General features: G+C 59.2%; 8 protein-coding genes. 6 read left to right on the top strand and 2 right to left on the bottom strand.

Features of this window, described 5'->3' with window-relative positions; all coding sequences use genetic code 11:
- Positions 1–4: 4 nt before the first annotated feature.
- A complete protein-coding gene (locus ACIPLA_RS02085) occupies positions 5–931 on the bottom strand; it encodes a LysR family transcriptional regulator (protein ID WP_401171019.1) in 927 nt (308 codons plus the stop codon).
- A 128-nt stretch (positions 932–1,059) separates the two neighbouring features.
- Here ACIPLA_RS02085 and ACIPLA_RS02080 point away from each other — a divergent pair, with 128 nt between their 5' ends.
- The 6 genes from ACIPLA_RS02080 to ACIPLA_RS02055 all read left to right on the top strand — a co-directional run bounded on the left by ACIPLA_RS02080 (position 1,060) and on the right by ACIPLA_RS02055 (position 9,393).
- Entirely contained in the window at positions 1,060–1,323 is a 264-nt protein-coding gene (locus ACIPLA_RS02080; RefSeq protein ID WP_123494915.1) for a DUF2798 domain-containing protein, read from the top strand.
- Between the two features lie 534 nt (positions 1,324–1,857).
- A complete protein-coding gene (locus tag ACIPLA_RS02075) occupies positions 1,858–3,261 on the top strand; it encodes an MFS transporter (protein WP_401171016.1) in 1,404 nt (467 codons plus the stop codon).
- Positions 3,262–3,655: 394 nt separating this feature from the next.
- On the top strand, positions 3,656–5,437 hold the full coding sequence (locus ACIPLA_RS02070; RefSeq protein WP_401171371.1) for a type I secretion system permease/ATPase: 1,782 nt from the start codon (positions 3,656–3,658) through the stop codon (positions 5,435–5,437).
- Complete coding sequence (locus tag ACIPLA_RS02065; RefSeq protein ID WP_401171013.1) at positions 5,418–6,731, top strand: HlyD family type I secretion periplasmic adaptor subunit; 1,314 nt, start codon at positions 5,418–5,420, stop codon at positions 6,729–6,731. The genes ACIPLA_RS02070 and ACIPLA_RS02065 overlap by 20 nt, the downstream gene beginning before the upstream one ends.
- Positions 6,732–6,733: 2 nt before the next feature.
- The gene (locus ACIPLA_RS02060) at positions 6,734–8,113 is read left to right on the top strand and encodes a TolC family outer membrane protein (RefSeq protein ID WP_401171010.1); all 1,380 of its coding nucleotides are present in this window, start codon (positions 6,734–6,736) and stop codon (positions 8,111–8,113) included.
- Positions 8,114–8,649: 536 nt separating this feature from the next.
- Positions 8,650–9,393, top strand: coding sequence for a response regulator transcription factor (locus ACIPLA_RS02055; protein ID WP_192344511.1), 744 nt, complete (start codon positions 8,650–8,652; stop codon positions 9,391–9,393).
- 108 nt (positions 9,394–9,501) lie between these two features.
- Here the strand turns inward: ACIPLA_RS02055 and ACIPLA_RS02050 are convergent, their stop codons facing one another.
- Complete coding sequence (locus tag ACIPLA_RS02050) at positions 9,502–15,450, bottom strand: DUF5801 repeats-in-toxin domain-containing protein (protein ID WP_401171007.1); 5,949 nt, start codon at positions 15,448–15,450, stop codon at positions 9,502–9,504.
- Positions 15,451–15,551 lie beyond the last annotated feature (101 nt).

Here is a 15,551-nt window from a genome sequence, read left to right as displayed (position 1 = left end):
CGGCTCAGGCGAGAACATGCGATTGGCTTTGCATCGCTCGTTCAAGAAAATCGATGAACGCGCGCACCTTTGCATTCAAAGCCGATCGCTCGGTGACACAGGCATAGATGTGCATCGGCTCAGGCTCCGCGCAAGATGTGTTGCGACTGCCCGGCTCGAACAACGGTAGAAGGCGGCCGTTGTCGATCAGTGGCTGAGCGATAAAGCTCGCCAGACGTGCGATCCCGCCGCTGTTTACAGCAATCTGCGCGATAGTATCGATGTCATCGCAGATGAAGCCCGGGTTGACTTTGGCCTCGAAGCGGCTGCCGTTGAGTACAAAGGTCCAGGGCAGAAAACGACCATCCGTTGGGTAGCGAAAGACAAGGCAAGTGTGTTGCTTCAGCTCCTCAGGTGTTGTCGGTTTGCCCGCGCGGTCGAGATACGCGGGCGCCGCGCAGAATACGAAAGGAAACGAAGCGATATGCCGGACAATGAGCTGATCGTTCAGTTGCGCTTCGATGCGGATACTGACGTCGACGCCCTCCAGCCGATGATCAACGCTGCGATCCGTATTGATCAGTTCGATGTCGATGCGCGGATAGGCGTCCTTGAACGCGGGCATTAATGGCGCGAGTACATGCCGACCAAATGCTGCGGTGGTGGCGATGCAAAGCGGCCCCTGTGGTTTGGTGGCGACCGTGGCAGCTTGCGAGGCCAGATCGATATCGCCCGGGATGTGGCGCACTTTCTCGAAATAGCGAGTGCCGCTTTCGGTGAGCGCCATTCTTCGGGTTGTACGAGAGAGCAGGCGCACGCCCAAGTGGGCTTCGAGTCGCGTGATGCTCTGGCTGACCGCTGCGGCGCTCATGCCTTGGGCACGGGCCGCCGCCGCGATGCTGCCGTTTTCTACCACACGGATATAGGTATTGATCAAACCAAGAATATCCATCGGGCCCTCATGCTCGATTCGTTGATTTTGCTTAAGAAAGATTCAAGCGCAACGCGTCTACCGGTGCGTTTGGCAGCTTGCTAGGTTAGCCGCTCTTTCGCCACTCAAGATTGACAAGGCTTAAATCGATGTCCGATAGAACAGCTAAAAATACCGTGCGTTTTCGCTTGCCTAAACATGCCACGCCTTACGTCTTTGCTCTTTACATGGCAACGATCATGGCGTTTCTCATGTGTCTCGTCATCACCCTGGCGGAATTCGGAATAGGTGAACATTACATGGAAAATGTGATGAATGCGTACCGGGTGGCAATGCCTTCGGCATTCATCTGCGTGCTCGTCGTGCGCCCATTGGTTGCCCGACTTGTGGCGTGGACCGTGCAGGGCCACTGAGGGAAAGTCACTGCCATAAGGAGGTGGAGCGCAAGTGATCGTATGACTATGGTTGAACCCGGTACCTTGCCGTCATACCGGGAAATTGAAGGTCCATCGGCCAGCGTTCCCCTGGTTCTCTTGATTTAATCCTGATATTGGCCGGTGTCTCCTTGAGACAGACGGCCATTTTTCAGATTGACAGCGGGGTAGGGGTATCGATATAAAAAGCACAGTTGTACGACGACAGACGATTAATCGGCTGCTCAACCCTTAACAATAAAAAAAGTGTCGGCCCCCATCATGAACTCAGCCTGTTTTCCCACCTCCCTAAACGCCCCTTCCAAAGATGCAATCCTGGCTGCCGGCATCTGCGCGCAGCACTCCGATTGCATGCGCATCGTTGCACCTGATGATTACTCAAGTTAATCGCAAACACCCAGGCGTCTGAATGGCCTTGGCGCGGCCCCATCGCGTTGTGGCGATGCTCTACGACCCATTGATCTCGCTTAAAACCGAGACTTCATCACCCTAATCCAACAATAAAGTGATGCCATGAATCTGAACGAGCCCATCAATGCTCAGCGAATCGGCCAAGCCGTCGGCAACTATCGCTGGACTATCTGCGCGCTGTTGTTTTTTGCCACTACCGTCAATTACCTCGACCGCCAGGTATTGAGCCTGTTGGCGCCGGATCTATCGACGCAGTTTGGCTGGAGCAATAGCGATTACGCCAACATCGCCTCTGTTTTCCAGTTTGTGTACGCGATTTCCATGCTGTTCGCCGGTCGCGTGGTCGACAAGATCGGCACCAAGACCGCCTATGTGGTAGCGATCTGCATCTGGTCGACCGGCGCGATCATGCACGCCTTTGCGGTACCGATGGGTGAGGGGATAGGTGCCGTGAGCAGTGCGCTCGGCATTGCCATGATTCCGGTTTCGATCGCAGGCTTCATGGTGTCGCGCGCCGTGCTGGCGATAGGCGAAGCGGGCAACTTCCCGATCGCAATCAAGGCCACCGCAGAATACTTTCCGAAGAAAGAGCGTTCCTTCGCCACCGGCATTTTCAATTCCGGTGCAAATGTGGGCGCGATCCTGGCGCCGATCTGCGTGCCGCTGATCGCCAGTCTATGGGGCTGGGAAGCGGCTTTCATCGTGATCGGTATGTTGGGCTTCGTTTGGGTGGGCGTATGGATTGCGCTGTACGAGAAGCCGGAGCAGCAAAAACGCCTCTCGGCGCAGGAACTGGCCTACATCCGCAGCGACCAGGTCGTGCAGGTGGTCACTCGCCCGGTACCGGGTGTTGCCGACAAAAAAGTATCCTGGTTCAAATTGCTGACCTACCGCCAGACATGGGCTTTTGCTTTCGGTAAATTCATGACCGACGGCGTGTGGTGGTTCTTCCTGTTTTGGCTTCCCACCTATTTGTCGGCGCAATACGGCATGAAAGGCCAGGCCATCGTGATGCCGCTGGCCGTGCTGTACAGCATGACCATGATCGGCAGTATCGGCGGCGGCTGGTTCCCCAGCTATTTCATGTCACGCGGTGACGCGCCGTATGACGGTCGCATGAAAGCCATGCTGGTAATCGCATTCTTTCCGTTGCTGGTGTTACTGGCGCAGCCATTGGGTTACATCAGTTTCTGGGTGCCGGTGCTGCTGATTGGCGTGGGCGCGTCGGCGCACCAGGCATGGTCGTGCAACATTTTCACCACGGTGTCTGACATGTTTCCGCAAAAATCCATCGCTTCGGTGGTCGGTATCGGCGGTTTGGCAGGTGGCTTGGGCGGCGTAGTGATGACCAAGATCGGCGGTTGGGTGATCGATCACTACAAACTGATCGGCGATATTCATACCGGCTACATGATCATGTTTGCCATTTGTGCGTTGGCCTATCTGGTGGCATGGAGCGTCATGAAGGCGCTGGTACCACGCCATAAGGAAATCACCGATCTGTAAACGGCTGGCACCCGTCAGCCAGCGAGGGCTACGCACTGCGACGCATTTTGTCGCAGTGCGTGACTTGACCGCCTTCCTCTGAGCCTCCGCCACCCATGTGGTCGACGAAGTCCGGCCTGTCGGTGCCGACTATCGGATTGCCATAAGCGAAGGAAGGCGCACGACGCGCCTGCCTGGCAATCCGCTATTTGGCCAATAACCTGCACCAGAAACCTCTCTCCAGCCCGTGATAAGGGCGACAGCACGTTATAGAGCATCCTGGCTTCGTCGCCGATCGCTTGCGCCCCTCACTGCCGGGTCGTTGTGGGGGAGGAGGCGATCCGGCCATTTGCTGCACACAGTCGTTCGGCATGATCTAAGCTCCAGAAGATGGTTTTTGCGAGCAGGGGTTTCAATGCGGAGCACACCTGAAAACAGCCTGAAAAATGCGTTGAAAGCCTGTAGAGACAGCTTTATTTCTGTTGGTTTTTTCAGCCTTTTCATCAACGCGCTCATGCTCGTTCCCACCTTCTATATGCTTCAGGTGTATGGGCGAGTGATGACCAGCGGAAGCCTGACAACCCTGGCAATGCTGACGCTGATCATGACCGGGCTGATCATCACGCTCGGCTCCCTGGAATGGATCCGTTCGCGCATCATGGTTCGGGTCAGTACCCGACTGGATGTGTTGCTGAGTCGCCAGGTCTATAAGGCCAGTTTCAAGCGGGCGCTGGACAGCGGTGGTATGGATGCCTCGGCCCAGTCGCTCAACGACCTGACGGGTTTGAGACAGTTTCTCTCCGGTAATGGTTTGTTCGCCTTTTTCGATGCGCCCTGGCTGCCTATCTACATCGCCGTGATGTTCATGTTTCACCCTTGGTTTGGCTGGGTAGCGACGGGCAGTGCGCTGCTGTTGTTAATGCTCGCGTTTATCAATGAGAGGCTGACGGGGCCGACGCTGGCCCAGGCTAACAAGGAACATATCGGCGCGACGCTCTACACCACGAAAAATCTGCGCAACGCTGAAGTCATCGAGTCCATGGGCATGCTTGAAACCCTGATGGACCGTTGGGGGCATCGTCAAAGAAACGTCCTGTTGCTGCAGGCCCAAGCGAGCGACAGAGGTGCCATAATCAGCACGCTTTCCAAGACCTTCCGGATCCTGGTGCAATCACTGATCCTTGGCCTGGGGGCATACCTGGCCGTGGACCATCAAGTGGGGGCAGGCCTGGTGTTTGCCGGGGCCGTGCTGCTAGGGCGTGCATTGGCCCCCATCGATCTGATCATCGGCAGTTGGAGGGGCTTTATTGCGGCTCGCTCGCAATACGGCCGTCTCAACGACATCCTCGACAAACAACAGGCCCAGCCCGAGCGTATGTCATTGCCTGCGCCTCAGGGGCACGTGCAGGTGGAGAACCTGGTCGTCGCGGCCCCTGGTTCGAGAACCCCGATCATCAACAACATGAGTTTCAGCGTACCTGCCGGCTGTGTTGTCGGCATCATCGGTCCCAGCGCCGCGGGTAAATCGACCCTGGCCAGGGCATTGATGGGGGTATGGGCACCGCTGCATGGCGTGGTCCGGCTCGATGGCGCGGACATCAGCGCGTGGGATAAAGATGAACTTGGACCGTATATAGGTTACTTGCCCCAGGACATTGAGCTGTTCGAAGGCAGCATCAGCGAGAACATTGCCCGCTTCGCCGAGGTCGACTCGGTAAAAGTCATTCAGGCAGCCAGGACCGCTGGCGTTCACGAAATGATTTTGCAATTGCCCGATGGCTACGACACGGTCATTGGCAGTGAGGGCCTCACGCTGTCGGGAGGGCAGCGTCAGCGCATCGGACTGGCCCGCGCCCTGTATGGCAACCCGCGACTGATTATTCTCGACGAGCCCAATTCCAATCTTGACGAAGTCGGTGATCGCGCCCTGGTGGCAGCCATCCAGCAGATCAAGCAGAGCGGCGCGACCCTGTTTGTCATTACCCACCGAACCAACATCGTGTCGCAACTGGACCGGCTCATGGTGATGAACGCAGGGGCTATCAGTCTTTATGGGCCACGCGAGCAAGTGCTCGCCGAACTCGCGCAGAAACAGCAGGCACAAAAGCACGCCATGTCGGCAGGCGCCACCATGGCTTCGGTCAAAACCAGCAAGGGCGATGCCGATGAACCCTACGATGCCCAGTCGTCAAATTGAAAGCTTCGCCGGCCTGCCGACATCTGATCGTAAAGCACGCCGCCTGGGCATTGGTATTGTCGGGGTGACCTTTGGCCTGTTCGGCACCTGGGCGGCGCTTGCACCCCTGGACGGTGCCGCTTACGCGCCGGGGGTGGTCACCGTGCAGACTTACCGCAAAACGGTCCAGCATCCTGAAGGCGGCATCGTCAAAGCGGTACTGGTCCATGACGGTGACATCGTCAAGCGTGGTGATCCGCTGATCATTCTTGATGATGCCCAGTTGCGCTTCGAATACGAGATGACCCGAGGCCAGCTGGTCGCCACCAGAGCCATGGAGGCAAGACTCAGGGCCGAACGCGACACACTGTCGGCGATCAGCTTTGGCGAGATAGCCGATCCGGATAGTCTGCGCGGCGTGGAGGCGCGTCAGGGCGAGACCCAGGTATTCAACGCCCGGCAGGGCTCGCGGCTGGGTCAGATCTCGGTGTTGCGCGAACGCATTGGCCAGTTGAGTCAACAGATCAAGGGACTGGAATCGATGATTGCTGCCAAGGTTCATCTGGAGAAATCCTACAGCGGTGAAATCGTTGAATTGACCGACCTGCTCAAGCAAGGGTTCGTTGACAAACAACGTCTGCTCGATCAGGAACGCAAGCTGGGGATGCTCAGGTCGGAGGTGGCTGATCACCGTTCCGCTATTAACAAGACCCGTCTACAGATCAACGAAACACAGTTGCAGATTCTGCAAATTGACAAGGATTTCAATACTGAGGTGGTCAAGGAGCTGGCCGAGGTACAGACCCGGATGTACGACCTGCAAGAGAAAACCTCGTCCCTGGAAGACCGGCTCAGTCGTATTGTCATCCGCGCACCCGACGCGGGCATGGTGATTGGCATGACCGTGCACACCATCGGTGGTGTGGTAAGCCCGGCGACGCCGCTGCTGGATATCGTTCCATCGGTTTCCGAGCTGGTCATAGAGGCCCAGGTGGCGCCGGTGGATATTGATCGTATCGGCATCGGCAAGCGGGCCGATATCCGTTTCGGCGCGTTCAAAAGCTCGACCACGCCGGTGATCGAAGGCGAGGTCAGCAGCGTATCGGCTGACCGGCTGGTCAACGAAAAGGCCGGGACGGCCTATTACCTGGCGCGGGTGCGGGTAACCGAGGAGGGCGTGCGCACCTTGGGTGAGCGCAAATTGTTGCCGGGGATGCCGGCGGACGTATTAATCATCACCGGGCAACGCACGTTGTTGCAGTACTTGATGCAGCCTGCTCGCGATGCCATGTCTCAATCGTTGATCGAGGAATGACCATGAGCGCATCAGCAGTTTTGCTGGGCGGTGTGTTCATGCTTGCGGCGGGTACCGCTCTGGCGCAAACCATTGCGGCCACGCCGACCGGTGTCAGTGCCTCGACATTTTCCACCGACCTCATGCAGTTGTACCGTGAGTCGAGGCTGGAAGATCCGCGGGTATTGGCCTCCTATGCGCAAGCGCAGGCGGGTAAGGAGCATCAGCGCGAGGCTATGGGGGCGCTGTTTCCGCAGGTCTCGCTCAATGCCGGGACGAATCGGATTCATCAGGAGAGCGATCTGGTGCAGCGCAGTTACGATAGCGAAAACTACAGCTTGGTGCTGCGTCAGTACCTCTACAACAAGGCCGCGTGGGAGAACTACCAAAAATTCAAAAGCCTGGCCAAGCAGTCCGAATCGCAAGCGCTGGATGCTCAGGCCGAGGCCACAGTGGACCTGGCACAGCGTTACTTCACCGCGCTGGCCGCCGAGGATGAACTGGAGTTGGTGAGGGCGGAGCGTCGAACCACGCAAAAGAGTCTGGACCGAGTCAATGCGTTGTATGAGAAGCAGCTGGCAATGATTACTGATCAGCTCGACCTCAAGGCCCGGGTCGATTTGCTGGCGGCGCAGGAACTGGATGCCCAGAACCAGGCCAGTATCAGTCGCGAGGCCCTTGCGGAGATCGTCGGCCGGCCGGTCAAGGAGAAGCTCAACCGGATTCGCGATGACGTGCAACTACGGGTTTCGGCGCAGAGCCTGGAAACCTGGGTGCGCGAGGGTATAGCGTTAAACCCGGCGCTCAAGGCCAACGAAAGCGGTGTGGAAGCCGCGGGCGCTGCGTTGCGCAGCGGCAAGGGCGGGCACTATCCGACCCTGAGCCTTACGCTCAGTGCGCAGCAGACCAACGAGGGCTACAACAATACCCTGGCGCCGCGCACCGACAGCTATGTCGCCGGGATTGGCGTTCAGGTGCCGCTGTACAGCGGTGGCTCGACCTCAGCGCGGGTCCGTGGGCTCTACCAGGATCAGATTACCGCCGAGCAGGAACTGGAAGCGATCCGGCGCCGGGTGGTCAAGGAGATCACCAGCGCTTACCTGACCGCCAATTCGAGCGGAGAAAAGATCAGCGCGAGCCGAAATGCCCTGGCTTCGGCACAGCTGTCCAGAGTGGCCGCAGAGAAAGCGCTCGATTACGGAATGGTCAATGCCGTCGATGTACTGACCAGCGTACGCAACGAATTCCGGGCGCGTCGTGACCTGCTCAAGACGCAATACGAATTCATCACGAATGTCCTCACGCTCAATCGTTGGGCGGGAAAGCTGCCTACCGAAAGTGTCGAAAGCGTTAATGGCTGGTTGAGCTCCGGCCGCTCCAGCCAAAACTTCACATCCCCCTGATCCTGCCGAACACCCACTGTGTCGCCGATAAATTGACGCCAATATCGCGGTTGCGCCTGTGCGCGGACCATTTGTCGGTTAATTGACGATTTCGATCGCGATCAGACCTTGGTCGCAGGTCGGCCGTGGAGAACCTAAGATATTGATTTTAAAGGGTCAAATGGGCGTTTTTGACAACCGCTGGGCTACCCGCATGAGGCGTGAGTCGACGACTGGCGGATGGGCGTGCTGGCAGTGTGCTGGTCTGGCCTAGACTCAGTTGAACAGATCGAGGGAGCACGTCATCACGCGCAAGTGATTGATGATTATTCCTATTTATGTTGCCTCGATGGCTTTGCCCGGCTTTCGGAAACGCCCGCAACCCCTGCTTGTGAAGCCAGTGGGAAGGGCCCCAAAAATGAATACCCGGGCAGGCACCGTTAAGGCCTGTCGGCGTTCGCATCTGTCCTTCGATCACGATGGGCAGGTGAGCGAGCTGCTGATTCAGGAAGGCCAAGGGAGGGAGGTCATTAATTCTTCAAGGGAGTCAGGAAAATATGACGACCCACAAAAAAACAATACGTGTGATGCTGATCGATTGTCGTCCCCTCGTTCTCATGGGCCTTCAAGACTTGATCAATGCCAGGAAGCCTCAGATGGAAGTGAGCGGCCAGGCCACCACCTATACCAATGCGCTGGACCTTGCCGATCAGTTGCGCCCCAATGTGATTTTTTTCAGTTTTTTTCCAGATGCGTTGAACCCTTTGGAAGTCGTTGCGGGACTCACCCGCAACGCCGAAATGAAAGTGCTGGTGCTCAAGGGTTTGTACGAAGCCATCCCCGTTGCCCAGGCAATAGAGGCGGGCGCACGTGGCATCGTGCTGGCGGAAGACCCGACGGAATCGATCATCCAGGCCATCATCACAGTCCATCATCGCGACACCGGACTGGATAGAGCCTGGGCCGGTGGGCTTTCCGGCTATGCCGCGACCGGGAATATCCATTTGAAATGCAATCTGGAGCAGGCAAAACAGGCGCGGCTGACGCTACGCGAGAGGGAATTGATTCGCGCCATTGTCGGGGATCCGTCCGCCAAATACATGAGCATCGCCGGGCGTCTGGGCATCAGCGAGCACACCGTGCACAACCACCTCAGCAACATCTATCAAAAGCTTAATCTGATCAACCGCATCGATTTGCTGATGTATGCGCTCAAGCACGGGCTCACCAACAACGAAAAACCACCCGAGTCCACGTGGGTGGAACTGGATTTGGTTTCACGTCAAAAAAAGACGTTTTGACACCCTTGGGCGCGTCTGCCGCAGGGTGCCGGGGTTGATACGATCTGGAACTGACAAAAGAATGCGAGGGTGGCTTGCGCCACCCTCGCATTCTTTCACGCGCGTTTCTCAGACGCTGCCGTAAACAATGTCGCTACTCAGAAGATCGACCCCGACCAAGGTGATGGTCGTGACTTGTCCGCCCGTTTCGGCAACCGTGACGATGCTGTCTGCACCGCTGATGTCGATCGATTGGACAACCGCGCTCTGGTCGCCGTTGAGTACCAGTGTGTCTCGCAGGCTTGCGTTCGCATCGAAGCCGGTAACCTGGTACTGGTTCTCATCGACTGACAAATCGATGTTGAAGGCATCACGTTCACCGCCCGTGCCCACCAGCGAGAAGTCGAAGGTGCCGGACAGGTCGTTGGCGAACAGGTTGGCGTCGAACGTACTCGTCGCCGAGTCCCCATCCTTGTCGGTCAGCGTCGCGTTGAACGTCAGCTGGACATCACTGGCCAGGCTCTCGGTCTCGTGGATGAACTGGATCGTCGGGATCTTGATCTCGCCTCGGGCCATCGTGAGCTGAACAGCGTCGATCAGATTCGTGCCATCGCTCTCAATGAGGAAGGATACCTGTCCGCCTGCCTCCGGAGTCAGGGTGTTCACTTCGATGAGATTCGAGAACGTGCCATCCTCGTAGAAGGCCCTGTAGTACAGGTCCTCGGTCGCCGTGTTGTAACCTCCCACGGAGTTGTCGATGAAGACCCTCATGCCCGTCAGCAAGCTCTCCGGATTGACGACGAAACTTTCATCGGCAGCGCCGATTGCCGCCAGGTTGTCTCCCTGGAACAGGTTATTGGCGACGCCGATGCCGGCGGTGCTGACGTTCATGGCCCTCGGGTCGATGTACGAGGGCAGGGGGTTGGTCTGTAGCGTGGCTTCGGTGGGGTCGGGCGCTCCAAGCCCGATACCGGTCAGGATGTCCGAAGTCGACGCAAGCGCCTTCGCGGTAAAGAACACAACCTCCTCAGATGGCGAAGGAATTGTCGGCGGATCCTGCTCTGGAATTAACAATGTGCGCACTGGGTCCGGACCGCCGGCACCGAGCGCGCCGTCGGCAGTGCTGAGCACGATCTCTGAACTGAAGCCTTGCACCAGATCCAGTGCATAGCGGCCATCGGCATAGGCGGTCAGCGTGTAGTCGACGCTGGTGTCCGCCGTTGCGGCGTTGTTGTCGAAATCACCGGTCAACGTCCCTGCAAACTGGTATGCGCCATTGCCGTCGGGTGAGGGCGACTGCTCGGTGAGCGTTGCGGTCCCGGTGGTGGTCGTGTTGTCTGGCCTGACGAGGGTGAACTGGCTATTCACCGAGATATCCAGACCCGCCGCACCCAGCCCGTCGGCGCCCGCCGAATGGTCCCAGAAGCCGAATTGCGGCAGGACGCTACCGGTGCCGATCAGGTTGCCGAATGCAAGTGACGGGCCGTCGTCTTCGAACACCAGGTTCTGCCCGATATTGAGGGTCGCCTGGGCTCTGTCGCCGTCCTTGTCGGTGATGGTCCCTATCAGCGTCACCAGATTGTCCGCCGACAGAGTCGTCGAATCATCGGGATCGGTGGCGTCGGGATGCACCACGGCGCGCAGCTGGTCGAGGGTGACGTCACCGTTGGCGGCGACGCTGACCGTGAACACCAGCAGGTTGGTGGTGGCCGTACGGCCTTCCACCACGGTGCCATTGAGCGACAGGTTCACTGCCTCGCCGGTGGCCGTGTCGGTCAGCCCGGAAGCCCCCGCCGTCATGCCCAACGCATAGGTCAGCGTGCCCGCGCCATCAGCACCAAACGCCGAGCTGAAGTTGGCGGTAAAGCTCTGGGTGGCGTCGGTTGTCAGCACCGTTTCGTCTACTGTCAGTATTGGCTCCGTGCCGGTGGTGCTGATGCTTGGTCCATCGTCCTCGAACACCAGGTTCTGGCCGATGTTGAGGGTCGCCTGGGCACTGTCACCGTCCTTGTCGGTGATAGTTGCTGTCAGGGTTACCAGATCGTCCGAGCTCAGGCTCGTCGCATCATCAGGGTTGGTGGCATCGGGATGCACCACGGCGCGCAGCTGGTCGAGGGTGACGTCACCATTGGCGGCGACGCTGACCGTGAACACCAGCAGGTTGGTGGTGGCCGTGCGGCCTTCTACTACACCACCGTTGAGCGACAGGTTCACTGCCTCGCCGGTGGCCGTGTCGGTCAGTCCGGAAGGGCCGGCCGTCATGCCCAACGCATAGGTCAGCGTGCCCGCGCCATCAGCACCAAACGCCGAGCTGAAGTTGGCGGTAAAGCTCTGGGTGGCGTCGGTCGCCAGTACCGTTTCGTCTACCGTCAGTATTGGCTCCGTGCCGGTAGTGTGGATGCTCGGTCCGTCGTCCTCGAACACCAGGTTCTGGCCGATGTTGAGGGTCGCCTGGGCACTGTCACCGTCCTTGTCAGTGATGGTTGCCGTCAGTGTCACCAGATCGTCCGAGCTCAGGCTCGTCGCGTCATCGGGATCGGTGGCATCGGGATGCACCACGGCGCGCAGCTGGTCGAGGGTGACGTCACCGTTGGCGGCGACGGTGACCGTGAACACCAGCAGGTTGGTGGTGGCCGTGCGGCCTTCGACCACGGCGCCGTTGAGCGACAGGTTGACTGCCTCGCCGGTGGCCGTATCGGTCAGCCCGGAAGCACCCGCCGTCATGCCCAACGCATAGGTCAGCGTGCCCGCGCCATCAGCACCAAACGCCGAGCTGAAGTTGGCGGTAAAGCTCTGGGTGGCGTCGGTTGTCAGCACCGTTTCGTCGACCGTCAGCGTCGGTTCGTCACCGGTGGTGTGGATGCTTGGTCCGTCGTCCTCGAACACCAGGTTCTGGCCGATGTTGAGGGTCGCCTGGGCACTGTCACCGTCCTTGTCGGTGATGGTGGCCGTCAGCGTGACCAGATCGTCCGAGCTCAGGCTCGTCGCATCATCGGGATCAGTGGCGTCTGGATGCACCACGGCGCGCAGTTGATCGAGGGTGACGTCACCGTTGGCGGCGACGCTGACCGTGAACACCAGCAGGTTGGTGGTGGCCGTGCGTCCTTCGACCACGGCGCCGTTGAGCGACAGGTTGACTGCCTCGCCGGTGGCCGTATCAGTCAGCCCCGAGGGGCCGGCCGTCGCGCCCAGCGCATAGGTCAGCGTGCCGGCGCCATCAGCGCCGAACGCCGAGCTGAAGTTGGCGGTAAAGCTCTGGGTGGCGTCGGTCGCCAGCACCGTTTCGTCCACCGTCAGCGTTGGCTCGTCGCCGGTGGTGCTGATGCTCGGTCCGTCGTCCTCGAACACCAGGTTCTGGCCGATGTTGAGGGTCGCCTGGGCACTGTCGCCGTCCTTGTCGGTGATGGTCGCCGTCAGGGTGACCAGATCGTCCGAGCTCAGGCTCGTCGCATCATCGGGATCGGTGGCATCGGGATGCACCACGGCGCGCAGCTGATCGAGGGTGACGTCACCGTTGGCGGCGACGCTGACCGTGAACACCAGCAGGTTGGTGGTGGCTGTGCGGCCTTCGACTACACCGCCGTTGAGCGACAGGTTGACTGCCTCGCCGGTGGCCGTATCGGTCAGCCCGGAAGCACCGGCCGTCATGCCCAGTGCATAGGTCAGCGTGCCGGCGCCATCAGCACCAAACGCCGAGCTGAAGTTGGCGGTAAAGCTCTGGGTGGCGTCGGTTGTCAGCACCGTTTCGTCTACCGTCAGCGTCGGTTCGTCGCCGGTGGTGTGGATGCTTGGTCCGTCGTCCTCGAACACCAGGTTCTGGCCGATGTTGAGGGTCGCCTGGGCACTGTCGCCGTCCTTGTCAGTGATGGTTGCCGTCAGCGTTACCAGATCGTCCGAGCTCAGGCTCGTCGCATCATCGGGATCGGTGGCATCGGGATGCACCACGGCGCGCAGCTGATCGAGGGTGACGTCACCGTTGGCGGCGACGCTGACCGTGAACACCAGCAGGTTGGTGGTGGCTGTGCGGCCTTCGACTACACCGCCGTTGAGCGACAGGTTGACTGCCTCGCCGGTGGCCGTATCGGTCAGCCCGGAAGCACCGGCCGTCATGCCCAGTGCATAGGTCAGCGTGCCGGCGCCATCAGCACCAAACGCCGAGCTGAAGTTGGCGGTAAAGCTCTGGGTGGCGTCGGTTGTCAGCACCGTTTCGTCTACCGTCAGCGTCGGTTCGTCGCCGGTGGTGTGGATGCTTGGTCCGTCGTCCTCGAACACCAGGTTCTGGCCGATGTTGAGGGTCGCCTGGGCACTGTCACCGTCCTTGTCGGTGATGGTTGCCGTCAGGGTGACCAGATCGTCCGAGCTCAGGCTCGTTGCATCATCGGGATCGGTGGCATCGGGATGCACCACCGCGCGCAGCTGGTCGAGGGTGACGTCACCGTTGGCGGCGACGGTGACCGTGAACACCAGCAGGTTGGTGGTGGCCGTGCGGCCTTCGACCACGGTGCCGTTAAGCGACAGGTTCACCGCTTCGCCGGTGGCCGTGTCGGTCAGTCCGGAAGGGCCGGCCGTCATGCCCAACGCATAGGTCAGCGTGCCCGCGCCATCAGCACCAAACGCCGAGCTGAAGTTGGCGGTAAAGCTCTGGGTGGCGTCGGTCGTCAGCACCGTTTCGTCGACCGTCAGTACTGGCTCCGTGCCGGTGGCGCTGACGCTTGGTCCGTCGTCTTCGAAGTTCATCTTGGAGCCGATTTCGGCGATCGTAGTAGAGGCTTCGCGCAGCGTGAAGCCACCGATATCAAAATCGGCGTGGTTATCGCCCCTGGCGTCAAGGGCCGCCCCGTTCTCGATGAGCACGCGGTTGTGGTCCGACGTTGTGGTGTATTCAATCTGGTAACCGGCCAGAACGCCGGTGATGGTTGCAACCCCACCAGTAAAGGTGATGGCAATGGACGGATCATTCACCGAACCGTCTGAATTCTCGATCACCTGCCCGGTGCTGATGTTGGTGACGAGCACATTGGTGATGGCAACCGCCGTATCACCTGTATAGCCGTTGACGAAGTTCACGCCAGGTTCAACAGCGGTGTTGAATGCGCTGATTTTGACCACCGCACTCTTGCCGCCTTGCAACTGCACGACGTCGAAACTGGCCGACGTCGAATTGAAGACGCCGGTAAAGTCGATGTTGGATTCAACATCTGCTTCGGTCTGACTCAGATTGGGAACGGTCACATCCTGCCTGGCGCCCGTGACGAACGAAAAGCGGATGCCTTCCTGTTCCGTAATCATCTGGTTGTTGGTGCCGATGGTGGTCGGGCCACCACCCTGGCTGGTATTGATCGTGTCGCCAGTGTTGATATTGGCGCCGCTCGACTGGTCTGCGGGGTTCTTGCCGGTGGCGATGATGGTGGTATCGGTGATCCGCACGACACCATCGACTGTTTCAGTTGTCGGGTTCGCTTTCGTGAACATCAAAAAGAGGTTCTGACCGGAGGGCGCACCGGCGAGACTGAATCCCTGGTCCTGAGTAGCTCCGATGAACACCTTGTCCAGCAGATTGAGCGAATCATCGGGGTTTGTAGCATCTGGATGCTTGAGCGGTTGGTATTCCACGGTCCAGATCTTGCCGCCGGTGACCGGCGATCCGGTTTCTTCAATGTAGGCAGCGAACACGATCGCGCCATCGGCGCCCCCGGCTCGGCCCACAAGGATGTTGTTGTTCGTATCGGTATAGAGAAGGATGCTGGTGCCATCAAGGGTGTCCAGTCCGCTGTCCACGCCATTGAGGGGGGCGCCAGCGCTGTCGACGAAGCTGATGTCGCTAATGCTTCCTCCACCGGTGATGGTGAACGCATTGGTGCCCGTGTTGCCCGCGGCACCGGTATAGCCACTCAAAGCCGCACCCGTTGCGGTACCGGCTCCAAGTGCGGTCAAGCGGGTAGAGAAGGAAGCGGGCAGGGATGCCACCAGAATGTCGTTGTCGTCAGCGTCTCCTGCAGGGGTTGGCGTGGCGGTGGCGTTCTGTAACCCGGCCGTCTCGTCCAGCACAACGTCCTCGCCTGTGATTGCAATAGCCATGATTTTTCTCCCGAGCAATTGCGGTCATTGAGGTCTGACCATTGACCTCTACAACTATGACCAAGCGCCCGGAATTGCACATTGGCCGATACTCCCAAACG

Source organism: Pseudomonas sp. NPDC086112 (assembly GCF_044746425.1).
GTDB lineage: Bacteria > Pseudomonadota > Gammaproteobacteria > Pseudomonadales > Pseudomonadaceae > Aquipseudomonas.
This window is presented reverse-complemented; position numbering and strand designations above follow the sequence as displayed.